The sequence below is a fragment of the Enterobacter hormaechei ATCC 49162 genome (genome assembly GCF_001875655.1).
Taxonomy (GTDB): Bacteria; Pseudomonadota; Gammaproteobacteria; order Enterobacterales; family Enterobacteriaceae; genus Enterobacter; species Enterobacter hormaechei.
The window spans coordinates 3,298,206-3,323,978 of the sequence record NZ_MKEQ01000001.1 but is presented as its reverse complement, the minus strand read 5'-3'; the positions used below and the strand labels follow the sequence as shown (position 1 = coordinate 3,323,978).

The window sequence follows — 25,773 nt, the reverse complement described above, 5'->3', positions numbered from 1 at the left end:
GAACAGAGTCAAGTTTGTTGACCTGGACAACACGCACAGAAAAAAAGATCCCCGCGCCGAGAATAGGCTCGCAAACGTTTGCCTGGACTGTTAGAATTGCGCCGATTTTTCTTACTAGCTATGCAATCGCGTGGGGATTTAAGCCGTGACCAACAAAACTTCTCTCAGCTACAAAGATGCCGGTGTTGATATTGACGCAGGTAATGCGCTGGTTGACCGAATCAAAGGTGTGGTGAAAAAAACCCGCCGCCCGGAAGTGATGGGTGGCCTGGGTGGATTCGGCGCACTGTGCGCACTGCCGCAAAAATATCGTGAACCTGTGCTGGTCTCGGGTACGGATGGTGTCGGTACAAAACTGCGCCTGGCGATGGATCTTAAGCGTCACGATACGATCGGTATCGATCTGGTGGCGATGTGCGTCAACGACCTGGTGGTACAGGGTGCTGAGCCGCTGTTCTTCCTGGATTACTACGCGACCGGCAAGCTGGACGTGGATACCGCAGCCAGCGTCATTAACGGTATCGCGGAAGGCTGTCTGCAATCCGGCTGCGCGCTGGTCGGCGGTGAAACCGCTGAAATGCCAGGCATGTATCACGGTGAAGATTATGACGTCGCAGGCTTCTGCGTCGGCGTGGTAGAAAAATCAGAAATTATCGACGGCAGCAAAGTGGCTGACGGCGATGTGCTGGTTGCACTGGCCTCCAGCGGCCCGCACTCCAACGGCTACTCTCTGGTGCGTAAAATCCTCGAAGTGAGCGGCAGCGATCCGCTGACCACCGAGCTGGACGGCAAACCGCTGGCCGATCACCTGCTGGCCCCGACCCGCATCTACGTGAAAAACGTGCTGGATCTGATTGAGAACGTCGACGTTCACGCCATCGCTCACCTCACCGGCGGCGGCTTCTGGGAAAACATTCCGCGCGTGCTGCCGGACAATACCCAGGCGGTGATCGACGCATCCTCATGGCAGTGGCCGTCCGTCTTCAACTGGCTGCAAACCGCAGGCAACGTGAGCGATCACGAAATGTACCGCACCTTTAACTGCGGCGTTGGCATGGTTATCGCCCTGCCAGCAAGCGAAGCGGATAAAGCGGTTAAGCTGCTGACAGAAAAAGGTGAAAACGCGTGGAAAATCGGTACGATTAAAGCTTCCGATTCCGAACAGCGTGTGGTCATTGAATGAAAAACATCGTGGTGCTTATTTCCGGCAACGGAAGCAATTTGCAGGCAATCATAGACGCCTGCAAACAGAAGAAAATAAATGGCACCATTCGGGCAGTATTCAGCAATAAGGCCGATGCGTTCGGCCTTGAGCGCGCGCGGGAAGCGAACATTCCTGCGCACGCGCTGGAAGCCAGCCAGTTCGCCGGGCGTGAAGCCTTTGACCGTGAGCTGGTGCAGGAGATTGACGCCTACGCGCCTGACGTGGTGGTGCTGGCGGGCTATATGCGTATCCTCAGCCCGGCGTTTGTTGCACACTACGCCGGACGACTGCTCAATATCCACCCTTCCCTGCTGCCAAAATACCCCGGCCTGCACACCCATCGTCAGGTACTGGAGAACGGCGATGAGGAGCACGGCACCTCCGTGCATTTCGTCACCGACGAGCTGGACGGCGGCCCGGTCATTTTGCAGGCAAAAGTACCGGTCTTTGACGGCGACAACGAAGACGACGTGACCGAACGCGTGCAGACGCAAGAGCACGCCATTTATCCGCTGGTGGTAAGCTGGTTTGTCGACGGACGTCTGGAGATGCGCAACGGCGCCGCGTGGCTGGACGGCGTGAAGTTGCCCCCGCAGGGTTATGCGGCCGAAGAGTAGTCTATTTAAATTGCCCGGCGGCGCTTTGCTTGCACAGGCCTGCGGTCCCGTAGGTCATGGTAAGCGCAGCGCCACCCCCTCCCCCAACCCTCTAAAATCCCCAACAAAAAAAATAACTGTCATACTTTTCTGGCACTGTTGGACATATCGTGGAAATGCTCGCCATAATAAGGACGAGACGGATTTACCACGTCCTGTGATTGAACTGGAGTGTGAGCTGTAATGGGTCAGGAAAAGTTATACATCGAGAAAGAGCTAAGCTGGTTAGCATTCAACGAACGTGTACTTCAGGAAGCGGCCGATAAAAGCAACCCGCTGATTGAGCGTATGCGTTTTTTAGGCATCTATTCCAACAATCTGGATGAGTTCTACAAGGTTCGCTTCGCCGAACTGAAACGCCGAATCATCATCAGCGAAGAACAGGGCTTAAACTCCCACTCGCGGCATCTGCTTGGAAAAATCCAGTCTCGCGTCATGAAAGCCGATCAGGAATTTGATGGCCTCTATAACGAGCTGCTGCTGGAAATGGCACGCAACCAAATCTTCCTGATCAACGAACGTCAGCTCTCCGCGAATCAGCAAAACTGGCTGCGCCACTATTTCAAACATTATCTGCGCCAGCATATCACCCCGATTCTGATCAACCGTGAAACCGATCTGGTGCAGTTCCTGAAAGATGATTACACCTATCTGGCGGTAGAGATCATTCGTGGTGAGACCATTAACTATGCGCTGCTGGAAATACCGTCTGATAAAGTCCCGCGCTTTGTAAACCTGCCGCCGGAAACCCCGCGCCGACGCAAGCCGATGATCCTGCTGGACAACATCCTGCGCTACTGTCTGGACGATATCTTCAAAGGCTTCTTCGATTACGACGCGCTGAACGCCTACTCGATGAAGATGACCCGTGACGCCGAGTACGATCTGGTGCATGAGATGGAGGCCAGCCTGATGGAGCTGATGTCTTCCAGCCTGAAACAGCGCCTGACGGCAGAGCCGGTGCGTTTTGTCTATCAGCGCGATATGCCAGACGCGATGGTGGAGATGCTGCGCGATAAGCTGACCATCTCCCGCTACGACTCCATTATTCCCGGCGGGCGTTACCACAACTTCAAAGATTTCATCGGTTTCCCGAACGTTGGCAAAGCCAATCTGGTGAACAAACCGCTGCCGCGCCTGCGCCATATCTGGTTCGACAAGTTCCGCAACGGGTTCGACGCCATCCGCGAACGGGATGTGCTGCTCTACTATCCGTATCACACCTTTGAACACGTGCTGGAACTGCTGCGTCAGGCGTCGTTCGATCCGAACGTGCTGGCGATTAAAATCAACATTTATCGCGTGGCGAAAGATTCCCGCATTATCGATGCGATGATCCACGCGGCGCACAACGGCAAGAAAGTGACCGTGGTGGTTGAACTCCAGGCTCGCTTCGACGAAGAGGCCAACATCCACTGGGCGCGCCGACTGACGGAAGCGGGCGTGCACGTTATTTTCTCCGCGCCGGGGCTGAAAATTCACGCCAAGCTGTTCCTGATCTCCCGTAAAGAGGGCGACGACGTGGTGCGTTATGCCCATATCGGTACGGGTAACTTCAACGAGAAAACCGCGCGCATTTACACCGACTACTCGTTGCTGACGGCCGATGCGCGCATCACCAACGAAGTGCGTCGGGTGTTCAACTTCATTGAGAACCCATATCGCCCGGTGAGTTTCGATTATCTGCTGGTGTCCCCGCAGAACTCACGACGCCTGCTGTACGATATGATCGACAAAGAGATTGCCAATGCGCAGAACGGATTGTCGTCCGGCATCACGCTGAAGCTTAACAATCTGGTGGACAAAGGTCTGGTGGACCGCCTGTATGCGGCCTCCAGCTCCGGCGTTCCGGTTAATCTGCTCATTCGCGGCATGTGTTCGCTCATACCGGAACTGGAAGGCATCAGCGACAATATCCGCGTGATCAGCATTGTGGATCGCTATCTTGAACACGATCGCGTCTATATTTTCGATAACGCCGGTGATAAGCGCGTATACCTCTCTTCCGCCGACTGGATGACGCGTAATATTGATTACCGTATTGAAGTGGCGGCGCCGCTGCTGGATCCTCGCCTTAAGCAGCGTATTCTGGACATTATTGAGATCCTGTTCAGCGATACGGTGAAAGCACGTTATATCGACAAAGAACTCAGTAATCGCTATGTGCCGCGCGGCAATCGCCGTAAAGTGCGGTCCCAGCTGGCGATTTACGATTACATCAAATCACTTGAGCAACCCGATTAACCTATGCCAATAAACGATAATACCCCACGCCCGCAGGAGTTTGCTGCGGTCGATCTTGGCTCAAACAGTTTCCATATGGTCATCGCCCGCGAGGTGGATGGCGCGATGCAGATCATCGGTCGTCTGAAGCAGCGCGTGCATCTCGCCGATGGTCTTGATGCGCGTAATATGCTGAGCGAAGAGGCCATGGAGCGCGGGCTGAACTGCCTGTCGCTGTTCGCAGAACGTCTGCAAGGTTTTTCGCCGTCCAGCGTCTGCATCGTCGGGACGCATACGCTACGTCAGGCGCTAAACGCGCCGGAGTTTCTTAAGCGCGCGGAAAAGGTTATCCCCTACCCGATTGAAATCATCTCCGGTAACGAAGAAGCGCGCCTGATTTTTATGGGCGTGGAGCATACGCAGCCGGAAAAAGGCCGCAAGCTGGTGATTGATATCGGCGGTGGATCCACGGAACTGGTGATTGGCGAAGACTTCGAGCCGCGTCTGGTGGAAAGCCGACGTATGGGCTGCGTCAGCTTCGCGCAGATGTATTTCCCGGGCGGCGTGATCACCCGCGAAAACTTCCAGCGCGCGCGTATGGCGGCTGTCCAGAAGCTGGAAAATCTGGCCTGGCAGTACCGTATTCAGGGCTGGAACGTGGCGCTGGGGGCATCGGGTTCCATTAAAGCGGCCCATGAAGTGCTTCTGGCGATGGGTGAAAAAGACGGGTTTATCACGCCTGAGCGTCTGGTGAAACTGACCGAAGAGGTGCTTAAGCATAAAAGCTTCGACGCCCTGAGTCTGCCGGGCCTGTCCGACGAACGTAAAGCGGTGTTCGTCCCGGGGCTGGCGATCCTCTGCGGCGTGTTTGACGCGCTGGCAATCAAAGAGCTGCGCCTCTCTGACGGTGCCCTGCGCGAAGGGGTGCTGTATGAGATGGAAGGCCGCTTCCGTCATCAGGATATTCGCAGCCGCACCGCGCAGAGCCTGGCTAACCAGTACAACATCGACCGCGAACAGGCGAAACGGGTGCTGGAAACCACGGTTCAGATGTACGAGCAGTGGGAGGAGCAGAATCCGAAGCTGGCGCATCCGCAGCTGGCCGCGCTGTTAAAATGGGCCGCGATGCTGCACGAAGTGGGACTGAACATTAACCACAGCGGGATGCATCGCCATTCAGCCTATATTCTGCAAAACAGCGATCTGCCTGGCTTCAACCAGGAGCAGCAAACCATGATGGCGACGCTGGTGCGCTATCACCGCAAAGCCATCAAGCTCGACGATCTGCCGCGCTTTACGCTGTTCAAGAAAAAGCAGTTCCTGCCGCTCATTCAGCTGTTGCGCCTGGGCGTGTTGCTCAATAATCAGCGACAGGCGACCACCACGCCGCCAACGCTGAAGCTAAAAACGGATGACTATCACTGGACGCTGAGCTTCCCGCACGACTGGTTTAGCCAGAACGCGCTGGTTCTGCTGGACCTGGAAAAAGAGCAGCAGTACTGGGAATCCGTCACCGGCTGGCTGCTGAAGATTGAAGAAGAGAGCGAGGAAGCCGCCGCGTGACGGCTCAGGCGCTCTCCTGAGAAGGCTGCGCGTCGAGCAACGTATCAAGCTCCACCGGCAGCCCAATCAAATAGCCCTGCACATAATCGATACCTAGCGCGAGCACCGCGCTACGTATCTCTTCCGTTTCCACATATTCCGCCACCACCAGCATTTTCTTCATCCGGGCCAGATGGCAAATAGAAGCCACAATCTGGTAATCCAGGCTGTTGCTGACAATATTGCGAATAAAGCCGCCATCGATTTTGAGAATGTCGGCGTCCACGCTTTTTAACCGCGCATAGCTGGCGTAGCCGGTGCCAAAATCATCAATGGCGATCCGGATGCCCATTTTTTGTAATTTTCTGAGGGTGGACGCCGCCAGATCCGCATGACCAAAGGCGCTACTTTCGGTCACTTCGAAGATCAGCTGCCACGCTTCAACGGCATATTTGGCTAACAGGCGGCTCACTTCAAGGGGGAACTGCGCCCGGTAGACGGTAGACGATGCGAGGTTTATCGCAAAGCGCTGGCCCGGCAAACGCTGGCGGTGCTGTGCCAGGAAACTCAGGGTGCGCTCCAGTACCCATAAATCGACGCGCGACGATAAACCAAACTCCTGTGCCACGGGCAGGAACTGTTCGGGAAAGATCAGCGCCCCGTTATCATCGCGCATCCGCAGCAGCACCTCGTGGTAACAATCGCCCCGCAGCCCGCGAACGGGCTGAACCAGCAGGGTAAAAGCGTTCTGCTCCAGCGCTGTCTGCAACCGACTCATCATTGCCACCTTATCTTTCAGGCTGCGCTGCAAGTGAACAGCCCCGCGCTGCTGAAGATTTTCCGGGTGGTTGGTTGAGAGGGAGAGATCGGCCACGATGCCCAGCTCCCCCAGCACCAGATAGAGGTGATTGACGGGTGAGCGCACATAGCAATAGCTTATGCCGACCTGAGGCTGTACCGGCATGCCATCCCAGAAAAATACGAACTGCTTGATATGCTCGTCCAGCGTCTCAATGCGCTGTTGATGCGACTCCGCCTCCAGACGCACCGCCATGTCATAGCCGGTGAGGTGATAGACTCGCTCATTTGGCTGAAGGGTGCCGTTTATCCATTGCGCCAGCTGCTGTTTATACTGGATCCGCAGCATCACGCCGTAATTGCGTCCCAGCACCTCCAGCTCGGGCACGCGCAGCAAACAGAGCGCCGACCACGGGTTACTGGCCAGCTCGCGCGACAGCGCCCGCAGGTTGGGCATATGCACCACCGGATCGAGAAAAGCCTGGCGGCGGGAGCGAATATTGATGGCCCGCTGGCGTGTCGCCAGCATCGACATGTACGTCACGACGAAGGAAAAGACCAGATAGCTGGATGAGGTGATCGCCAGCTGAATGCCATAACCCTCCTGCACCGGGATGTAGTGATAAAAAAAGTGAATCGACACCAGCAGAACCGGCGTCCAGATGAGTGACATCAGCTTGTAGCCAAAACGCATCGCCCCCCAGAGCATCACGGGCATCAGCAGGGACAAGGTGTAGTTGATACTAAAAATAGAACTGTTTGCATTCATGGGCAGCAGCAGCATGACCAGCAACCCGCCCAGGGCTAAAAACCACACCACAAACTCAACGGCCGTCACCTTTTTGTCTATTTGCGCGCGGAGCTGGGACATCAGTCCCTTGATATAGCGCGGATGACGTATCAGGCGGATCAGCAGGTAGCTTAGCGGCACGCCCGTCAGCCCGCTCACCAGCAGACCCTGATAGTTAATCAGGGTTCGAATATTAAGGGGATTCAATCCTGCGAGGCTCTGGCGGCTCTCATAAATGCCGAGATAAACCGCAAACTGAAACAGCACCAGAAAAAGCGTTGCCGGGCAAAATACCTGCCAGAAAATACGCTGTCCCATCAGGCGTCCGTCGCCGTAAGCGGTCATATTGCGTCGGGGCGCAAACACACGATAACCGCCCCAGCTGAGCACCAGGGGGACGATAAAATGCAGAATGCCAGCCAGGGTTTCAAACAGCCCAACGGACGGGTAATAACGTAAAAACAGCGACACCACCACCCCGGGGAGCGCTTCTACGCCAAAGAACAACATCAGCGTCAGCAGAAAGGAGAGCGGGAGATAATAGAGCGCAACGATACCGTCACCCATTTGCGTTAAGGTATTAGCCGCACTTAACACCGGCAGTAACACGACGGGTAAAATAAGAGGAAGTGCCCACCAGCGGTCTTTATTTTGCTTCAGGAAATGATGAATATTCATAGATGCTCGTTTATAACCCTTGCACTCCAGAGGGTAATTGAAGACAGGCATCCAACCTGACGTACACGTTGCCCGGAAAATTCCTGGCAAGCACAGTGGCGGAGGGATTTTAAATAGCAACGACGGGATTCCGTTGACCTAAATCAAATTAATTTATCTGAATAAACCTTTCTTACGCTTTTTTTGAATATTTTTCCTGTAATTATCAATGCGATAAATAAAAGCGTTGTTTTTAATAACATAAATTAATGTAAGCATTGACGCTATTTTACATTTCGTCGAATTGACCCTGACTTGCGGCTGTGCCTTAATAGCCGCATCGCCCAAAAGGGTATACTCAGGAAAAGAAAGTGAGTCAGGCTACGCGTATGCGAAAACGACATCGATTTAACACCCGGATGACCCGCATCATACTGCTCATCAGTTTTCTGTTTTTCTTTGGCCGCTTTGTTTATTCCTCCATTGGCGCCTGGTATCACCATCAGGACAAAATTCAGTCGCAGCAAACGGGACTTGTGGTTGACGCTTCCGAGCGCTAATCAGAATATCAGGCTTCCCTGCCCTTAGTGGTTAAAGCACGAAGCCGCCGTCAATCGTCAGGCTCGCCCCTGTCATATATCCCGATTCTTCTCCAGCAAGCCATGCGGCGAGCGACGCGATTTCGTCCGGCTGCCCGATGCGTTGCAAAGGGATATGCGCCGTGATCTGCTCTGCCATTCCGGCCGTCATATCGGTGGCGACAGGGCCGGGCTGGATATTGTTAATGGTGATCCGCTTAGGCGCCAGATCCAGTGCCAGGTTCTGCACCATCGCTGCCACCGCGGCTTTACTCATCGCATAAACGCTACTCCCCGCATGCCCCGTCCGAACAGCGGTATTGCTGCCAATGGTGATCACTCTCCCTCCTTCCACCATGCTTTTCACTGCCGCCTGAATGGAGAGGAAAACGCCGCGCACGTTTACCGACAGCGTGGCATCCAGATCTTCCAGCCGGTAATCCTCAAGCGTGCCCAGCCGCAGTACGCCTGCGTTCACTACGGCAACATCCAGCCTGCCGTAATGGGCGATCGTGGCATCAACCGCAGCCTGAATTGCAACTGCATCTGCGCTATCAGCATTGATCGCCAGCGCCTGCCCGCCCGCATCAGTAATCGACGAAACCAGCACATCGGCGCGATCCGGTCGTGAGACCCAGGTCACGGCAACGCGATACCCTTCCCTTGCCAGCCGCACCGCAATGGCCGCGCCAATCCCGCGTGCACCGCCGAAAATCAAAGCGACTTTTTCATGCGTCATCGTATTTTCTCCGGTAATGATGCGCACCCGGCGGGTGCGCCTGGTAACACCATGCCAGCATACCGCCCACCGCGCCCTGGAGAAATGTATCACACTGTATCTTCGCCATCTGGCACACGCGTCGATACAAAAATTCCCGCAAAGCAAACAGCCGCGATACATAAAAATGGTCTTCTGTCTCTCGTAACATGACCTCAAGAGGAGATACCAAAATGATTCGCCGCCATTTTTTGCTTCCTTTACTCGCCATGACGTCCACCGTCTGCGCCGCCCCCCTGAGTGGCCTGAGTGCCGCCGATGTCAATGGCCCGGCCGCCGTTGCGCCGCTGGAAAAACCCCAGCCGCCAGCAAAACTGATTGTCGATCCGCCGCTGGCGGGACCGCTGAGTAAAGGCGCGGTCTTTATCCAGTACCGGGCTGAAAACCTGCGCATTGAGCCTGTATTTGGGCCAGACGCGCTGAAAGTCACTCCGCGTATCGGCCATATCCACGTTGTGGTGGATGACGCCCCCTGGCACTGGGCGGAGACCAGCGGCGAGCCGGTGATTCTGGTCGGCTTGCCCGCCGGAAAGCACAAGGTGACGATCATCCTTGCCGACCCTACCCATAAACCCATCGACCACAAAACCGTGGAATTTACCGTGCCGCCGCATGCCGCGGTCCATCACTTTTAGGAGCCTGATATGAAAGCATTGTCTGTATTCACGGCGGCGCTGCTGGCAATTTCCACCAGCGCGCTGGCAGAGACGAAAACCAGCGTAGTGCTGGTACACGGTGCGTTTGCCGACGGCAGCAGCTGGAATAAGGTGATTACCCGGCTGCAAAAACACCATACCGAGGTCATTGCGGTCCAACTTCCGCTCACGTCTCTGAAAGATGACGTGGCCGCCACGCAGCGCGCAATCGCCCGCGCTCATGGGGATGTGGTGCTGGTCGGTCACTCCTGGGGCGGAACGGTAATCAGCGAGGCGGGCAATAATGCCCGGGTGAAGTCTCTGGTTTATGTCGCCGCTTTCGCGCCGGATTCCGGCCAGTCGACGGCAGCTCTGGCAGACAGCTACCCTGCTCCGCCAGGGAGCGCCAGCCTCGCTAAAACGGCTGAGGGGTATTTATATCTGCCGTCAAAAGCGGTCGGCGAGAATTTTGCCCCTGACGTGAAGGACGCTGAGCGCAATGTGATTGCCGCGACCCAGGGTCCCATTAAGGCCGATGCGTTTGGAGAGAAAGTCACGCATGCCGCCTGGCATGACAAACCGAGCTGGTATGTGGTCAGCAAAAATGATCGGATGATCAATCCTGAGCTGGAGCGCGCAATGGCGAAGAAAATCAACGCCAACACCACGGAGGTAGCGGCAAGCCATGTATCGATGGTCAGCCAGCCGGACATCGTTACCCATACGATTGAACAGGCATTATCGGGTCAACAGTGATAAAAAAGCCCGCATGATGAACGGTCCGATAACGGGCCACGCCATCCTGCGGGCTTTATGCCCTTCAGGCTCCTGCAACGGGGTGATGTGCGGTTTTGTCACAAACGCGCCTTCCCCCTCACTGAACCATCAGAAGCTGTACGTCACCTTCAAACTTCCCACAGGAGACGTTTTTCGCTGAACAATCGGGCTATCGCCGGCCTCCCCCGTCAGCTGCGTAACGCCAGCTGCGGCAAGCAGGCTCCAGCGCGAGGTAAGCTTATGGGTCCAGTCCAGGTTCAGCGAATACGCATATATTCCCGATCCGGCATCGTGTCGGGCAAAACCCGATGCGGCCGACTGGGCGGCATTCACCCCGTAGTAGGTTTGCACATACTTACTGGATCCCCAGCTACCGGTCAGCGCCAGCGTTAACGCATTTTTCGGAGATGTATAGAGCGGGCTGGCAATGCCGAAATGCACAGCTTCACCATTGTCTCTCTCAGAAACCGGGACCTCTGCCTGCAACTGCACGGTCAGCCAGTCAGTCACCCTGTACCCCAGCCCTGGCACAACGATAGCTGAGCCTTTAATGTCACCCATTCCTCGCAGGTTGTCGCTGCCGGAGGAGATCGAATCGCTGCTTACGTCGCGATCCTTACGTCCAGCGCGATAGCTCAGCGCTGCGTTGTAGTCCAGCTTACCAAAGCTGTTGCCGTAGCCGATCCCCCGCGTGGTGCTGACAAAAAAACCATTTGCCATCGCGTAATCAACCACCTGAGCCGCAGAGACCCGACTCTTGTCCGAACCGGAATAGCGTGGCGCAACATCCACGCCGCCTCCCAGGGTTAACACGTTGCCCTGAGGCTGCTCTGCCGCCAGTGCCGGGGCGGCCAGTAACGCCAGGACGGCCCCCGGCAAGATGCTTTTCATGCTGCGACCGATGCGTGAACGGGGGAAACTATGACGCGGTGTGATGTTTCTCATTAAAGAAGCCCTTTGTATTCAGATAATTGCGATACAAGCGGTGTTAAACGCCAGAGCGCTAATTCTGAATACTCACCCTAAGGTTCTTATGAGCCGTAAATGAAGAAATGCTGAAGCACGTGAAGGTTCTGTAAACCCTGAAGAATTCCTGTTACCGTTTTTTCTTCAGTTGTTCTTCATGCACTGTTGATACAGTTACCAATGTGAAAATTCTACTAATTGAAGACGACCTGGATCTCGGCAATGGCGTACGTATCGCCCTTGCAGATCAAGGATTTGATGTCATATGGGTACGCCGCAAAGAGGATGCGCTGCATCAGCTTGAGCTCTGCGTGCCGGAACTTATTTTGCTCGACCTGGGGCTGCCCGATGGCGATGGCATGAGCCTGATGACGCGCCTGCGTCAACAGCTTAAAAGTGTCCCCGTCATCATCCTGACGGCGCGAGGCACGCTACAGGACCGCCTGTGCGGGCTGGATGCAGGTGCAGACGATTATCTGGTCAAACCTTTTGTTCTCGCCGAACTGCTGGCGCGCGTGAGAGCCCTTGCGCGACGCAGTTACGGTTTTGAAAATGAGGCAATAGAAATTCGCGGTTTGTCGCTTCATATTCCGACGCGTCGCGTAACGGTGAGCGCACGCCACGTTGAGCTGACGGCAAGCGAATATGCGCTGCTTGAAACGTTAATGCTGCGCGCCGATCGCGTGCTTACACGACGGTATCTGGAAGAAAGGATATTTGGCACGAAAGAAAACCTCAGCAACGCGCTTGACGTACATATGGGTAACCTGCGGCGAAAAATTGGCGATGGCTTTGTACGAACGGTAAGAGGCGTTGGGTATGTCATTGATACCGTACCCGTTCAGAAGGCGGCAGGTTGATGCGTAATTTTTGGCACCACCTCAGGCTTCCCACGCTGGTCAGGCGAATGCTGGTCGCCCAGATGCTGCTGCTTACGTTGCTCTGGTGTCTCTTTTTAACCTTCATTTTAATGGAAGACCTGCGTAGCCCTCCCATACTGACGGGCAGTGAGACTTACGAAACCCTGTTTTCCCTGGTGGAGAGTATGGACGATCGTCCGCAGGCGCGTAATGCTGTGCTGACAACGTTCAGCAAGGCGTTACGCGAGGGCTATGGTGGGGGGGAAGATCCGGAGCTGTCCATCAACCTCATTGTTCGCAAGAATAACGAGATTATTTTTTCTTCGGATGGTGCGCCAACGGGGGTAAAAAATAGCCGTCTGGGGGTCATGCAGCATGTCCAGAGTGAAGACCATACATGGACGAGCCGTACCCTCAAATCCGCGCACTCTGACGTGGAAGTCACCCTTTTTACCCCTGCCGGTAGCTGGAATTTCTTTATCTATCTGAACTCGCGCGGCTACTACGTCATGCCGCTGATGATATGCATCCCTTTTCTTCTGTTCCCCGCGTGGCTGTCCATCCGCATCGCGATGCGCCCCTGGAACAAGGTGGTAGATGAAATTTCATTGCGCACTCCGGACGATCTCTCGCCTTTAAAAGCCATCCCCAGACACAGGGAGCTTCGCCAGACGGTGGACGCGATTAATGACTTTCTGGCCAGGGTGCGGGAAAGCGCCGAAAGGGAAAGAATGTTTATTGCCGATGCCGCTCACGAGCTGCGTACGCCTCTGGCCGCGATGCGGATCAACGTCGAGGCATTGCAGTCCTGGGTCATCAGCGAAAGCCAGCAGGAACTGCTTGCGGGCATTGTTCGCAGCAATAGCCGTGCTGCGCGTCTCGTCAATCAGCTTCTGCTGATGATGCACAGCGAAGCGCACATCAGCACGGTGATGTCGCCTGTGCCGCTGACAACGCTTATTCAGGAGCGAATGGCTGCCCTGGAACCGCTGGCGTCCGGGCGCAGAATTGAGTTTGAATTCATCGCCGACGATGAAATCCATATCGCAGGCATTCGGGAACGTCTGGTATCGCTGATCGACAATTTAATTGAGAATGCCGTGAAGTACAGCCCTGAGGGTGGACGCATTGAGGTACAACTGCAATCGCGTGACAAGTCCGCGCAGCTGCGCGTCTCAGACGCGGGTCCCGGCATTCCGGTTGAACTGCGGGAGCGCGTATTCGACAGATTTTTCCGCGATCCTAATCAGACTCAAAGCGGGAGTGGACTGGGACTTGCCATCGTTAAAGCCGTTACGCAGCAACACAACGGCAGGGTCAATCTGAGTACGTCAGCCGAAGGCGGTCTTATGGTGACCGTTGATTTCCCGAATCCGGCGTTCGCATGAACGTAAACGTGGCGCTACACGTCCTGACATGTGTCAGCGCAGCGTTACTTCACGTATGCCGCAGATTGCTTCAATAAAATTACCGTATTTGTTATATTGTTACTTACTGATTATTCACCTCTGCGGTGCCAAAAAGAACAAGATTCACCGCAACCCAGGACAGAAAAATGTTAGATTACCGCTTCCCGACAGCTTTGCAGATGGTTCTCAGCGTAGCGATGGCGGAGCAATCGGGTGAACGTTCGACGAGTGCAATCCTGGCCTACGGCCTGGAAGCGAATCCGAGCTTTATCCGCAAATTAATGGTTCCTCTCGCCCGCGACGGCATTATCGTCTCCACGCTTGGCCGCAACGGCTCGATTCACCTTGGCCGCCCGGCGGAAGAGATTACCCTGCGCGATATCTACCTTTCCGTCACAGAAGATAAAAAGCTGTGGGCGTCCCGTCCTGACGTCCCGGCCCGCTGCGTTGTCAGCGCCAACGCCTGCTGGTACTTTAAATCGATCGCTGATGAGGCGGAGCAGGCTTCGTTAGCGGTTTTAGCGCGCCATACCGTCGCCAGCGCGCTGGAAGAGGTAAAAAAAGCCGACACCAGCGGGTGCGATCCGGTGCCGGAAATCTGTTCACAGCATAAAAAAACCTCTTAATCCTTTACGCATTGCGAAAAAAAAGCCGCCTTCACTATCAAGGCGGCTTTTTTACATCTGCTACGTCCTACGCAGGCAACACCTCTTTTGCCGCTTTGCCACGCGTCACGAACTTACGCAGCGTCACGTAAAAGACCGGCGTCAGGAACAGACCAAACAGCGTCACGCCCAGCATACCGGAGAAGACGGTGATCCCGGTGACGCCGCGCACTTCGGCACCCGCGCCGTGGCCGAGAATGAGGGGGATCGTCCCGGCAATAAAGGCGATAGAGGTCATCACAATCGGGCGTAGACGCAGGCGGCACGCTTCCAGCGCAGCGTCCATAATGCCTTTGCCCTGAATTTCCAGTTCGCGGGCAAACTCCACGATAAGAATCGCGTTTTTACAGGCCAGCCCCATCAGCACGACCAGCCCCACCTGCACGAACACGTTGTTATCGCCCCCGGTCAGCCAGACGCCAAACAGCGCGGACAGCATGGTCATCGGTACGATAAGGATCACCGCCAGCGGCAGAGTCCAGCTTTCATACAACGCCGCCAGCACCAGGAACGCCAGCAGAACCGCGACCGGGAAGACGATCAGCGCCGTGTTGCCCTGGGTGGCCTGCTGGAAGCTCAGGTCCGTCCATTCGATGTTCATCCCGTTCGGCAGGATCTGTTTAGACATGGCGTCCAGCTGCGTCATCGCCTGCGCGGAAGAGAGTACGCGCGGGTCGGCATCGCCAATGAGATCCGCCGCCGGATAACCATTGTAGCGGATCACCGGGTCCGGCCCGTAGGTGGTGCTGATGGTGACCATACTGCCAATCGGCACCATTTCACCCTGGTTATTGCGCGTACGTAAGTTCGCGATATCCTCCACGCTGTCGCGGAACTGCCCGTCGGCCTGTGCCATGACGCGCCAGGTCCGGCCAAACTGGTTAAAGTCGTTAACATATGACGAACCCAGATAGGTTTGCAGCGTGCCGAAGAGATCGGTGAGCGACACGCCCTGCGCTTTCGCCTTATCACGGTCGACCTGCACATCCAGCTGCGGAACGTTTGCCTGGTAGGTTGAGATAGGGAAATGCATCCCCGGCGTCTGCATAATCGCCCCGGACATAGTATTTACCGCGTTTTGCAGCGCGCCATAGCCCAGACCAGCGCGATCCTGAATGTACAGCGAATAGCCCGACCCCTGACCCAGCCCCAAAATCGGCGGCGGCAGAATCGAGAAGCCAAAGCCCTGCTGAATTTGCGCGATTTTCGCGTTGATCTCCGCGTTTATTTCCGCCGCCGTATGTTTACGCTGATCGAACGGTTTCAGGCCAAAAAATACCGTCCCGGTGTTCGGCGTGTTGGTGAACTGGAGCGCATTCAGGCCAGGAAACGCGACCGCATAATCCACACCTTCAGTATTCATCCCGATTTCGCTCATTTTGCGGATCACCGCATCGGTGCGCGCCAGCGACGAGCCTTCCGGCATTTTCACGCCGCCAATCAGGTACAGCTTATCCTGGGTCGGAATAAACCCGCCGGGAACGGCTTTAAACATCACCCCCGCGGCGCAAAGCAGCAGCAAATAAACCGCAAACACGGCCCCGCGTCGGCCAAGCGTTTTGCCCACCAGCCCCTGATAGCCGGTCGAGCTGCGATGGAAAAAGCGGTTGAACGGACGGAAAATCCAGCCGAACAGACGATCGATAAGCCGGGTCGGGAGATCTTTCGGGGCGCCGTGTGGCTTCAACAGCAGCGCAGCCAGCGCCGGAGAGAGCGTCAGCGAGTTGATGGCGGAGATCACCGTGGAAATCGCTATCGTCACCGCAAACTGCTTGTAGAACTGACCGGTCACACCGGAGAGGAACGCCATCGGCACGAACACCGCGCACAGCACCAGCGCAATGGCGATAATCGGCCCGGACACTTCACGCATCGCCTGATGCGCCGCCGCAAGCGGGGCAAGCCCCTCTTCGATATTTCGCTCGACGTTTTCCACCACCACGATGGCATCGTCCACCACGATACCAATCGCCAGCACCAGCCCGAACAGGCTCAGCGTATTCAGCGAAAAGCCGAGCAGGTAGAGAATGCTGAACGTGCCCACCACCGATACCGGCACCGCGATCAGCGGAATGATCGACGCGCGCCAGGTTTGCAGGAACAGGATCACCACCAGCACAACCAGCACCACCGCTTCCAGCAGCGTTTGCACCACCGCGCGGATAGAATCACGTACAAACACCGTCGGGTCGTAAGGCGCCGCCCATTTCATATCGTCCGGGAATCGTGTGGACAGTTCGTCCATTTTGGCGCGCACCGCGTTAGACAGATCGATGGCGTTTGCCCCCGGCGACTGGAAGATACCAATCCCGACCGCGTCTTTGTTGTTGAGCTGGGAACGCAGCGCATAGCTGCCGGAACCCATCTCAATACGCGCCACGTCGCGCAGGCGGACGACCGTACCATCCTCCGTTGTTTTCAGGACAATATTGCCGAACTCATCTTCGGTATGCAGACGGCCCTGGGCGTTTATGGAGATCAGGAAATCGCTCTCTTTCGGCAGCGGCTCGGCGCCAAGCTGCCCGGCGGACACCTGCACGTTCTGCTCCTGCATCGCTGTCACCACGTCGGAGGCCGTCAGCCCGCGCGCCGCCACCTTGTTCGGGTCCAGCCAGACGCGCATCGCGTATTCGCCCGAGCCAAAAATCTGAATTTGCCCCACGCCGGGCAGACGCGCCAGCTCGTCCTTTACCTTCAGCGTGGCGTAGTTACGCATGTACAGTGAATCGTACTTACCGTTGGGCGAGAACAGATGCACCACCAGCGTCAGCGTTGGCGACTGCTTCTGGGTCGTGATGCCCAGGCGCCGCACGTCTTCCGGCAGACGCGCCTCGGCCTGCGCGACGCGGTTTTGCACCTGAACCTGCGCCTGATCCGGATCGGTCCCCGGACGGAAGGTGACGGTAGTGACCAGCACGCCGTCAGAGCCCGCAACGGATTTCATGTACATCATGTTCTCAACGCCGTTGATCGCCTCTTCCAGCGGCGTCGCCACGGTCTCGGCAATCACTTTCGGGTTGGCGCCCGGGTACTCCGCGCGTACCTGCACGCTTGGCGGCACGACGTCAGGATATTCGCTCACCGGCAGCAGCGGGATGGCGATTAATCCTGTGATAAAAATCAGAATCGACAGCACCGCGGCAAAAATCGGCCTGTCGATGAAAAAACGGGAAAAGTCCATGGATTGGATTCTCAGGTAAGGGATCAGTTGAGGGCGGCGCTGGCGGTCATGGCAACGGATTTCGCGTTAACCGGCATACCCGGCATAAACACTTTTTGTAAACCATCGACGATGACTTTATCCCCGGGATTCAGCCCCTGCTGTACGATACGTAAACCGTCCGCCAGACGCCCGGGCGTGATGTCACGGCGCTGCGCTTTCCCATCTTTATCAACGACATAAACGTATTTACGATCCTGATCGGTCAGCACTGCCTTATCGTCAACAAGCGTGGCTTTAAATTCCGCACTGCCTGGCAGGCGCACGCGGGCAAAGAGCCCTGGCGTGAACTGACGTTGTGCGTTATCTAACAGCGCGCGCATACGGATCGTTCCGGTACTCGGCGTAAGCTGATTATCCAGAAAATCCACTTTACCCTGATGGGGGTAACCTTCTTCGCCCGTCAGGCCAATCTCCACCGGAAGCGCCGTGTGATTGCTGGATGCCCCCTGCCCGCTGCGGGCCAGATTTTGATAGTGAAGGTAGGTTGACTCGTCCACGTCGAAGTAAACGTAAACCGTCTTCTGCGAGACCAGGGTGGTGAGCACGCTGGCGCTGTCGCCCGCCGTCACCAGATTACCGCTGGTGATTAACGCCCGGCTGGCGCGACCGTCGATAGGCGCGGTCACTTTGGTGAAGTCCAGGTTGAGCTGAGCGGCATCAACCGCCGCCTGCGCCGCGCGAATATCGGCCTGCGCCTGGGTAGCGGCGGAACGGCGCTGCTCCCACTCCTCACGGGATACCACGTTGGTATTGACTAATTTATCGGTACGGCTGGCCTCGCTTCGTGCCAGGCTGGCCTGCGTTTTGGCTCTCGCCAGGTTCGCCTGCGCCTGTTCCAGCGCCGCGCGATAGGTTCGGTCATCTATCGTGAACAGCACCTCGCCCTTCTTCACCTCCTGGCCGTCGGTGTAATTCACTTTCTCAATATAACCGGAGACGCGCGGACGCAGCTGAACGCTTTCCACCGCTTCAATGCGACCGTTGAAGCTATCCCACTGGCTAATGGACTTCACCACCACATCGGCGGCGCTGACGACGGGCGCTTGCGGTGCGGCATTTTGCGCGACGCTGTCATCGCACCCGACGAGAAGCACGGAGAGTAAAACCACCCCCATCGTGCTCAGATGAAAGTAACCCCAGGTTTTTTGCAGGCTCATTATTTTTATTCCGGTAATTGTAGCTGCCGGGCAAGACGCTGCGGGAGACGCCGCGCCACTTCCTTTGTCCGGTAGCTGGCTTAAGGCCATTTGTGTCGTTCATCGCCACAAAACTGTAACAGTTGCGAATACACTATCGCGGCGATTGTAGGAAGGCGCTTAACTAAGTGCAAGAATAATTGTTGCACTTTATGTGCTATTTGCGGCAAAGGTAAATCACGTGTTTTGAGAAGGGATTTAAATGTAACAATAAAACTTGCAATTAATGTAAAAACGAGCCACCTTTAAATGCAACTAACAAAGATGCTTTTGGGTGCGTGGCGTAGGGGGAAGCAAAATGAACACGGGTGCATTCATTCACGATTTACTCGACTGGATCGACAACAACCTCGATAGCCGTCTGGACATTGAAACCGTCTCCAGGCGAGCCGGCTATTCGAAATGGCACCTCCAGCGGATCTTCAAAGAACATACCGGCTCCCCTCTCGCCGAATATATTCGCGCGCAAAAGCTGCAAAAATCGGTCGAGCGCTTAGCCCAAAGCGATGAACCGATTCTGAACGTGGCAATCGCGCTGGGCTTTGACTCTCAGCAGTCCTTCAACCGCAGCTTTAAGCGTCAGTACGGTCAGGCGCCTGGGGCATGGCGGCGCAGTATCGGCTGCCGTGGATCGCGGCAGATGAGCCAGTGACTCACCAGATATGGGCCAGAAAAGAAAAACCCTCTGTAAACAGAGGGTTTTATCAGTCTTACTTGCTTATGACTTCGCAGGAAGGGTTATGGGCTTTCCCACTCGACTATCAATTAAATTAAAATTAATCTAAATAACAGTCGCTTAGAAGATTGGCCATTTTCGCCGCGTCTTCATAAATGTGTGCATTTTCTACTGTGTGCTCCGTCGGCGTGTAAGTTTTGAAAGACCGCGCCTGGACATAAGTACCATCGACACTAACCTCAGCCACAACGCCAATGACGTTAGTAGCCCTGGCCTCAACGAGTAACAACACATCATCGAGCAGGATTAAGGTATCGTTTTCGGACCACTGCTTGCTGTCAGGATCCTTGTAGTAAATTTCCTGGAGAACTGTGGCTCCCGGAAGCTGGGCATAGGGAATGTCGGCAAAGGCTGCTTCGCTCATCCTTTTCTGCCGATCTTTAAAGGCCTTATTGTAATCTGGCTTTCGCTGAAGGAGATTAAAGAGGAGTGCACGATACCTCGCATCGCGAGCAAAACAGGGATCGACCGCGTAGTAGTCCGACCCAAGCTGAATTAGAGGTTTCTTACGTGCTGGCAGTGACCGAAAGGGTGTCCCCTTAAACTCGCCCTCCAAAACTTGATAACGATCCCCGCGTATCATGACCCAAGTGGATTTCGCACGGAATTCAGTGTCGCCGTGTTAGGACCGAAAATGCCATCTTTGATATCAGCAGAGGTGAACATAGCAAAGAGCATGGCTCTGTGCTCTTAGTTTTCGGCTAAGTTCAAACAGCTCAGCGCACAGTGCTTCGTTGAATTCCATATCCGCAGGTGCGGCATCTGATGCCAGAACCGCTTGAACATACGCCAGTAAGAACTGGTTTTCATTAACCATGTCATCTGGGCCATCCTCCTGGCCTTGCTTTTCGCCCCCAATTTGGTTTCCCATTGTTTTCATCATATGTTGAGCGTAGATGTACCCGAGCAAATCATGCGGAGGCATTTTGACAATCAACTCACGCATTCGGTCAGCAATGGATTCCATATCCTTCAATAAAGAAGCTATAGCCTTCTTTCGATCTTCTTCCATATTCATTCTTACCATCTCGTTTTGAAGTACTGATTTTTCAAGCACTATAATTCTTGCTCATCAATCATATCAACTCAGTCCTGCATCTTGGTTTCACACTGTTCACAATAATCGACTTTCTTATATATTGTACTTAGTCTGGTTACATCGAGATTTCGAGCACTACCTGTAGTGGATGATTTTGGCAGGATTTGCTGTGGTAAATCATTTTATATTTTAATTGTAATTATTCCGAGCATGCAATTATGACCACTTTCCTTAAATGCATCTACTATCTGGTATAGTTATAAGTTGATATAGATCTACCTTCCAAAGGTCGGTCAGCCTTTTTCAGATTAAAATATTTAAATGCGCATTTTTTGTATAGTTTATTTTCTTAATAAACGCATTATATGCAGATAATATTCATAAGTATCTATAAAGGAAAGGGAGATACATGACTTTGCATGGAAAGTTTATAATAAATGATGCTGATTACTCACCACTTGCATTTGATGGTATTGGTGTATTTATGGCGTTTTCTGGTAACGGTGCATACAGAAACAAAGGAGCATGTGGTATCATACCAAACGTTGGACCGCTACCAAAAGGTAAATATTATATAGTAGACAGGCCTAAAGGAAGTATAGCTAACAGGTTTAGAGCCTGGGGAGTCGATACTTATAAAAGCATTTTTAGTTATCATGTTGATCATTCTGAATGGTTTGCATTATTTCGCGATGATGGGAATGTAGATGATACTACATTTTACGAAAGCATAGCCAGAGGTGGATTTAGGCTACATCCCGGTCAGGTTTCAGAAGGGTGTATAACTTTACCAAGCCAATCGGATTACAATAGATTAAGAGATGCACTATTAAGAACAAAGAAAGAAAAGATTAAAGGTATTGATTTAGAAACCTATGGAACAATTGAGGTCATTATTGGTGGCTATCAAAAAACTTGCCCTTAGTTCCCTTAGAATTATTCTATTCATAGGGATATTCGCTAGTGTGTCATGGTTAGATGTTTGTTACTTAACTGAACATCCATTAATAAGTAATGAAACAGCTATTAGAATTTCCTATTTTTTTAGCAACAACCCAACACCCGAAGATATTTACTATAGTTATGATTATACATTAATTGTATTTAACGTTCTTATCTCTCTCTTTTTATACATTGTAACAATGAAGTTAGTTAAATTAACAAGGAGTAAATAAAATGCCTATCCCTCCCTATCTGTGGCTTAAAGATGATGGTGGTGCCGATATCAAAGGTTCTGTAGATGTTCAGGATCGTGAAGGCTCTATTGAAGTAATCAGTATGGGTCATGGTGTTAATCTTCCCGTCGATACGGCCAATGGAAAGATCACCGGAACACGTCAGCATTCTTCGTTTAATTTTGAAAAAGAAGTTGATAGCTCCAGCCCCTATCTCTACAAAGCAGCAGCCACAGGACAAACATTAAAAAGTGCAGAAATAAAATTTTATCATATCAATGATGCTGGCCAGGAAGTGTGTTATTACACCATCTTAATGGAAAATGTAAAAATAACGGGTGTTAATTGTGGTGTACCAAATGTTAAATTGTCAGGCAATGACAAGTTAAATCATATGGAATCCGTATCTATGCAATATGAAAAAATCACATGGCGTATTGTAGATGGCAATATCCAATTCTCTGATTCATGGTACGAGAGGCAAACAGCATAAATTTAAGTCACATTCTGTGCCACATTGCATTGTAGAAATTGTCCTTTTCGTTGCTAACAGCTGCCAGAAAGTGCCAAAAAAAAGCCCGCAGATACGCGGGCTTAGAGCTACTTTGCAGGTTTCACGTACAGGCTGATGCCAGACGCGAAATCATTCCCACTCAATTGTCGCCGGTGGCTTGCCGCTGATGTCATACACCACGCGGGAAATACCGTTTACTTCGTTGATGATGCGGTTAGACACGCGGCCTAAGAAGTCATACGGCAGATGCGCCCAGTGCGCGGTCATGAAGTCGATGGTTTCCACGGCACGCAGGGAGACAACCCAGTCGTATTTACGGCCATCACCCATCACGCCGACGGAACGAACCGGCAGGAACACGGTGAACGCCTGGCTTACCTTGTTGTACAGGTCAGCTTTGTGCAGCTCTTCGATGAAGATCGCGTCCGCGCGACGCAGCAGGTCGCAGTACTCTTTCTTCACTTCGCCCAGCACGCGCACGCCCAGACCCGGACCCGGGAACGGATGACGGTAGAGCATGTCGTACGGCAGACCCAGCTCCAGACCGATCTTGCGCACTTCGTCTTTGAACAGCTCACGCAGCGGTTCAACCAGGCCCATCTTCATCTCTTTCGGCAGGCCGCCCACGTTGTGATGAGATTTGATGACGTGCGCTTTACCGGTTGCGGAAGCCGCTGACTCGATCACGTCAGGGTAGATGGTGCCCTGCGCCAGCCATTTCACGTCTTCCAGCTTCAGCGCTTCTTCGTCGAACACTTCAACGAACACGCGACCGATGATCTTACGCTTGGCTTCCGGATCGTTCTCGCCTTTCAGCGCGTCAAGGAAGCGCTGCTCCCCTTCCACGTGAACGATGTTCAGGCCGAAGTGGTCGCCAAACATGTCCATCACCTGCTGGGCTTCATTCAGACGCAGCAGTCCGTTATCCACGAATACGCAGGTCAGGTTTTTGCCGATGGCGCGGTGCAGCAGCATGGCGGTCACGGAGGAGTCCACGCCGCCGGAGAGGCCGAGGATCACTTTGTCATCGCCAACCTGCTGGCGGATACGCTCCACAGCGTCGTCGATGATTTTTGCCGGGGTCCACAGGGCTTCACACTGGCAGATGTCACGCACGAAGCGCTCCAGCATGCGCATACCCTGACGGGTGTGGGTCACTTCCGGGTGGAACTGTACGCCGTAGAAGCGTTTTTCTTCGTTCGCCATGATCGCGAACGGGCAGCTTTCGGTGCTGGCAACGGTCACGAAGTCGGACGGGATAGCGGTAACTTTGTCGCCGTGGCTCATCCACACGTCCAGCAGCGGTTTGCCGTCTGCGGTCAGGGAGTCTTCGATACCGCGCACCAGTGCGCTGTCGGTGACGACTTCAACCTGTGCGTAGCCGAACTCACGCTCGTTAGAGCCTTCTACATGACCACCCAGCTGCATCGCCATGGTCTGCATGCCGTAGCAAACGCCGAACACCGGGACACCCGCTTCGAACACGTACTGCGGTGCACGCGGGCTGTTCTCTTCGGTGGTGCTTTCCGGGCCGCCGGACAGGATGATGCCGCTTGGATTGAACTCGCGAATCTGTGCTTCCGTGACATCCCACGCCCACAGCTCACAGTAAACGCCCAGCTCACGCACGCGGCGCGCCACCAGCTGAGTATACTGAGAACCGAAATCCAGGATGAGAATGCGATGTTTATGAATGTTTTCCGTCATTGACGCTAATTCCGAGGCAAGTGAAACAAAACAGAGCGCCCGGCAGAAGCCGGGCGCGGAAATTTATCAGGAGCCCAGACGGTAGTTCGGGGACTCTTTGGTGATCGTCACGTCGTGAACGTGGCTCTCCTGGATACCCGCACCGCTGATGCGTACGAATTCCGCTTTGGTACGCAGCAGGTCAATGGTACCACAGCCGGTCAGACCCATACAGGAGCGCAGGCCGCCCATCTGCTGGTGAATGATCTCTTTCAGACGGCCTTTATAGGCCACGCGGCCTTCGATACCTTCCGGCACCAGTTTGTCAGCGGCGTTATCGGTCTGGAAGTAACGATCGGAGGAGCCTTTGGACATTGCACCCAGGGAACCCATACCGCGGTAAGATTTGTAAGAACGGCCCTGGTAGAGTTCGATTTCACCCGGGGATTCTTCAGTACCGGCCAGCATGGAACCCACCATCACGGCTGCGGCACCTGCGGCGATCGCTTTGGCGATGTCGCCAGAGAAGCGGATACCGCCGTCCGCGATTACCGGAATACCGGTGCCTTCCAGCGCTTCAACCGCGTCAGAAACCGCAGTGATCTGTGGAACGCCCACGCCGGTGACGATACGGGTAGTACAGATGGAGCCAGGGCCGATACCCACTTTCACCGCGCTGCAACCCGCTTCCGCCAGCGCACGAGCGCCTGCGCCTGTTGCCACGTTACCGCCGATGATCTGGAGATCAGGGTATTTAGCACGGGTTTCACGAATACGTTGCAGAACGCCTTCGGAGTGGCCATGAGAGGAGTCAATCAGCAGTACGTCAACGCCCGCAGCAACCAGCGCGTCAACGCGCTCTTCGTTACCCGCACCAGCGCCAACCGCAGCGCCGACGCGCAGACGGCCATGCTCGTCTTTACAGGCGTTCGGTTTACGTTCCGCTTTCTGGAAATCTTTAACGGTGATCATGCCGCGCAGGTGGAAGTTCGCGTCCACAACCAGCGCTTTCTCAACGCGTTTTTCGTGCATTTTCGCCAGTACCACGTCGCGGGTTTCACCTTCACGCACGGTCACCAGACGCTCTTTAGGCGTCATGTACACGCTGACAGGCTGGTTCAGGTCAGTCACGAAACGCACGTCACGACCGGTAATGATGCCGACCAGTTCGTTGTCTTCAGTCACTACCGGGTAACCAGCGAAGCCGTTACGCTCGGTCAGGGCTTTCACTTCGTGCAGCGTGGTGGTTGGCAGAACGGTCTGAGGATCGGACACGATACCGGATTCATGCTTCTTCACGCGGCGAACTTCTTCCGCCTGACGCTCGATAGACATGTTTTTGTGGATAAAGCCAATGCCGCCTTCCTGTGCCAGGGCGATAGCCAGACGCGCTTCAGTCACGGTGTCCATTGCTGCGGAGAGCATAGGAATGTTCAGACGAATGGTTTTCGTCAACTGCGTGCTGAGGTCGGCAGTATTCGGCAGAACGGTGGAGTGAGCGGGAACGAGGAGGACGTCGTCAAACGTCAGTGCTTCTTTAGCGATACGTAGCATGGGCAATATCTCTGACCTGGGTGGTTAAATATTGCCGTGGCATTATACAGAGCGTAACCGATTGCATCTACACTTTTTTATAAAAAAGCTTGCGATTGCCTCACAACAGGTT

At 54.3% G+C, this 25,773-nt stretch carries 22 protein-coding genes; 13 read left to right on the top strand and 9 right to left on the bottom strand.

The genetic code is table 11. The features are described 5' to 3' along the window. The first annotated feature begins 145 nt into the window (after positions 1 to 145). The 4 genes from purM (at position 146) to ppx (ending at position 5,646) form a co-directional block, all read left to right on the top strand. Positions 146 to 1,183: a phosphoribosylformylglycinamidine cyclo-ligase gene (gene purM / locus BH712_RS16515; protein ID WP_006811492.1), complete on the top strand. Its 1,038-nt coding sequence runs from the start codon at positions 146 to 148 to the stop codon at positions 1,181 to 1,183. Beyond that, positions 1,180 to 1,821: a phosphoribosylglycinamide formyltransferase gene (gene purN / locus BH712_RS16510; RefSeq protein ID WP_006811493.1), complete on the top strand. Its 642-nt coding sequence runs from the start codon at positions 1,180 to 1,182 to the stop codon at positions 1,819 to 1,821. The genes purM and purN overlap by 4 nt, the downstream gene beginning before the upstream one ends. Before the next feature lie 222 nt (positions 1,822 to 2,043). Further along, entirely contained in the window at positions 2,044 to 4,104 is a 2,061-nt protein-coding gene (gene ppk1, locus BH712_RS16505; RefSeq protein WP_006811494.1) for a polyphosphate kinase 1, read from the top strand. A 3-nt stretch (positions 4,105 to 4,107) separates the two neighbouring features. Continuing rightward, positions 4,108 to 5,646, top strand: a complete 1,539-nt coding sequence (gene ppx / locus BH712_RS16500) for an exopolyphosphatase (protein WP_006811495.1) — start codon at positions 4,108 to 4,110, stop codon at positions 5,644 to 5,646. Between the two features lie 4 nt (positions 5,647 to 5,650). On the opposite strand, the gene BH712_RS16495 is transcribed toward ppx, so the two are convergent. Continuing rightward, positions 5,651 to 7,891, bottom strand: a complete 2,241-nt coding sequence (locus tag BH712_RS16495; RefSeq protein WP_032673991.1) for an EAL domain-containing protein — start codon at positions 7,889 to 7,891, stop codon at positions 5,651 to 5,653. Positions 7,892 to 8,259: 368 nt separating this feature from the next. Here BH712_RS16495 and BH712_RS16490 point away from each other — a divergent pair, with 368 nt between their 5' ends. Then, positions 8,260 to 8,430, top strand: a complete 171-nt coding sequence (locus BH712_RS16490) for a YfgG family protein (RefSeq protein WP_032673992.1) — start codon at positions 8,260 to 8,262, stop codon at positions 8,428 to 8,430. Positions 8,431 to 8,461: 31 nt separating this feature from the next. Here the strand turns inward: BH712_RS16490 and BH712_RS16485 are convergent, their stop codons facing one another. Next, positions 8,462 to 9,187, bottom strand: coding sequence for a 3-oxoacyl-ACP reductase family protein (locus BH712_RS16485; RefSeq protein WP_080010485.1), 726 nt, complete (start codon positions 9,185 to 9,187; stop codon positions 8,462 to 8,464). Between the two features lie 212 nt (positions 9,188 to 9,399). On the opposite strand from BH712_RS16485, the gene BH712_RS16480 reads away from it, so the two are divergent. Next, positions 9,400 to 9,861, top strand: coding sequence for a DUF6130 family protein (locus BH712_RS16480; RefSeq protein WP_006811500.1), 462 nt, complete (start codon positions 9,400 to 9,402; stop codon positions 9,859 to 9,861). A gap of 9 nt (positions 9,862 to 9,870) precedes the next feature. Continuing rightward, positions 9,871 to 10,617 carry an alpha/beta fold hydrolase gene (locus tag BH712_RS16475; RefSeq protein ID WP_006811501.1) on the top strand — a complete coding sequence of 249 codons (747 nt, stop codon included), beginning with the start codon at positions 9,871 to 9,873 and terminating at the stop codon, positions 10,615 to 10,617. A gap of 129 nt (positions 10,618 to 10,746) precedes the next feature. On the opposite strand, the gene BH712_RS16470 is transcribed toward BH712_RS16475, so the two are convergent. Further along, positions 10,747 to 11,583, bottom strand: a complete 837-nt coding sequence (locus BH712_RS16470; RefSeq protein WP_032673994.1) for a MipA/OmpV family protein — start codon at positions 11,581 to 11,583, stop codon at positions 10,747 to 10,749. A gap of 203 nt (positions 11,584 to 11,786) precedes the next feature. Here BH712_RS16470 and BH712_RS16465 point away from each other — a divergent pair, with 203 nt between their 5' ends. The 3 genes from BH712_RS16465 (at position 11,787) to oqxR (ending at position 14,499) form a co-directional block, all read left to right on the top strand. Then, complete coding sequence (locus BH712_RS16465) at positions 11,787 to 12,464, top strand: response regulator (protein ID WP_006811504.1); 678 nt, start codon at positions 11,787 to 11,789, stop codon at positions 12,462 to 12,464. Next, positions 12,464 to 13,852, top strand: a complete 1,389-nt coding sequence (locus tag BH712_RS16460) for a sensor histidine kinase (protein ID WP_006811505.1) — start codon at positions 12,464 to 12,466, stop codon at positions 13,850 to 13,852. The genes BH712_RS16465 and BH712_RS16460 overlap by 1 nt, the downstream gene beginning before the upstream one ends. Before the next feature lie 167 nt (positions 13,853 to 14,019). Next, positions 14,020 to 14,499 carry an efflux pump transcriptional repressor OqxR gene (gene oqxR, locus BH712_RS16455; RefSeq protein ID WP_006811506.1) on the top strand — a complete coding sequence of 160 codons (480 nt, stop codon included), beginning with the start codon at positions 14,020 to 14,022 and terminating at the stop codon, positions 14,497 to 14,499. A 67-nt stretch (positions 14,500 to 14,566) separates the two neighbouring features. Here the strand turns inward: oqxR and oqxB are convergent, their stop codons facing one another. Together oqxB and oqxA are read right to left on the bottom strand one after the other, a co-directional pair. Continuing rightward, a complete protein-coding gene (oqxB, locus tag BH712_RS16450; RefSeq protein WP_006811507.1) occupies positions 14,567 to 17,719 on the bottom strand; it encodes a multidrug efflux RND transporter permease subunit OqxB in 3,153 nt (1,050 codons plus the stop codon). Positions 17,720 to 17,742: 23 nt separating this feature from the next. Then, positions 17,743 to 18,918: a multidrug efflux RND transporter periplasmic adaptor subunit OqxA gene (oqxA, locus tag BH712_RS16445; protein WP_032673995.1), complete on the bottom strand. Its 1,176-nt coding sequence runs from the start codon at positions 18,916 to 18,918 to the stop codon at positions 17,743 to 17,745. 337 nt (positions 18,919 to 19,255) lie between these two features. Here oqxA and BH712_RS16440 point away from each other — a divergent pair, with 337 nt between their 5' ends. After that, entirely contained in the window at positions 19,256 to 19,609 is a 354-nt protein-coding gene (locus tag BH712_RS16440; RefSeq protein WP_006811509.1) for a helix-turn-helix domain-containing protein, read from the top strand. A gap of 124 nt (positions 19,610 to 19,733) precedes the next feature. On the opposite strand, the gene BH712_RS25195 is transcribed toward BH712_RS16440, so the two are convergent. Both BH712_RS25195 and BH712_RS25190 read right to left on the bottom strand, forming a co-directional pair. Beyond that, a complete protein-coding gene (locus tag BH712_RS25195; protein ID WP_226865038.1) occupies positions 19,734 to 20,057 on the bottom strand; it encodes a hypothetical protein in 324 nt (107 codons plus the stop codon). Positions 20,058 to 20,342: 285 nt separating this feature from the next. Then, positions 20,343 to 20,750 carry a hypothetical protein gene (locus tag BH712_RS25190; RefSeq protein ID WP_052687187.1) on the bottom strand — a complete coding sequence of 136 codons (408 nt, stop codon included), beginning with the start codon at positions 20,748 to 20,750 and terminating at the stop codon, positions 20,343 to 20,345. A gap of 391 nt (positions 20,751 to 21,141) precedes the next feature. Here BH712_RS25190 and BH712_RS16425 point away from each other — a divergent pair, with 391 nt between their 5' ends. Together BH712_RS16425 and BH712_RS16420 are read left to right on the top strand one after the other, a co-directional pair. Then, complete coding sequence (locus tag BH712_RS16425) at positions 21,142 to 21,657, top strand: DUF2778 domain-containing protein (RefSeq protein WP_006811512.1); 516 nt, start codon at positions 21,142 to 21,144, stop codon at positions 21,655 to 21,657. Positions 21,658 to 21,908: 251 nt separating this feature from the next. Then, positions 21,909 to 22,400, top strand: coding sequence for an Hcp family type VI secretion system effector (locus BH712_RS16420; RefSeq protein WP_006811513.1), 492 nt, complete (start codon positions 21,909 to 21,911; stop codon positions 22,398 to 22,400). Positions 22,401 to 22,550: 150 nt separating this feature from the next. Here BH712_RS16420 and guaA read toward each other — a convergent pair whose 3' ends face one another. Further along, on the bottom strand, positions 22,551 to 24,128 hold the full coding sequence (gene guaA / locus BH712_RS16415; RefSeq protein WP_006811514.1) for a glutamine-hydrolyzing GMP synthase: 1,578 nt from the start codon (positions 24,126 to 24,128) through the stop codon (positions 22,551 to 22,553). 66 nt (positions 24,129 to 24,194) lie between these two features. Next, positions 24,195 to 25,661: an IMP dehydrogenase gene (gene guaB, locus BH712_RS16410; RefSeq protein WP_003860601.1), complete on the bottom strand. Its 1,467-nt coding sequence runs from the start codon at positions 25,659 to 25,661 to the stop codon at positions 24,195 to 24,197. Positions 25,662 to 25,773 lie beyond the last annotated feature (112 nt).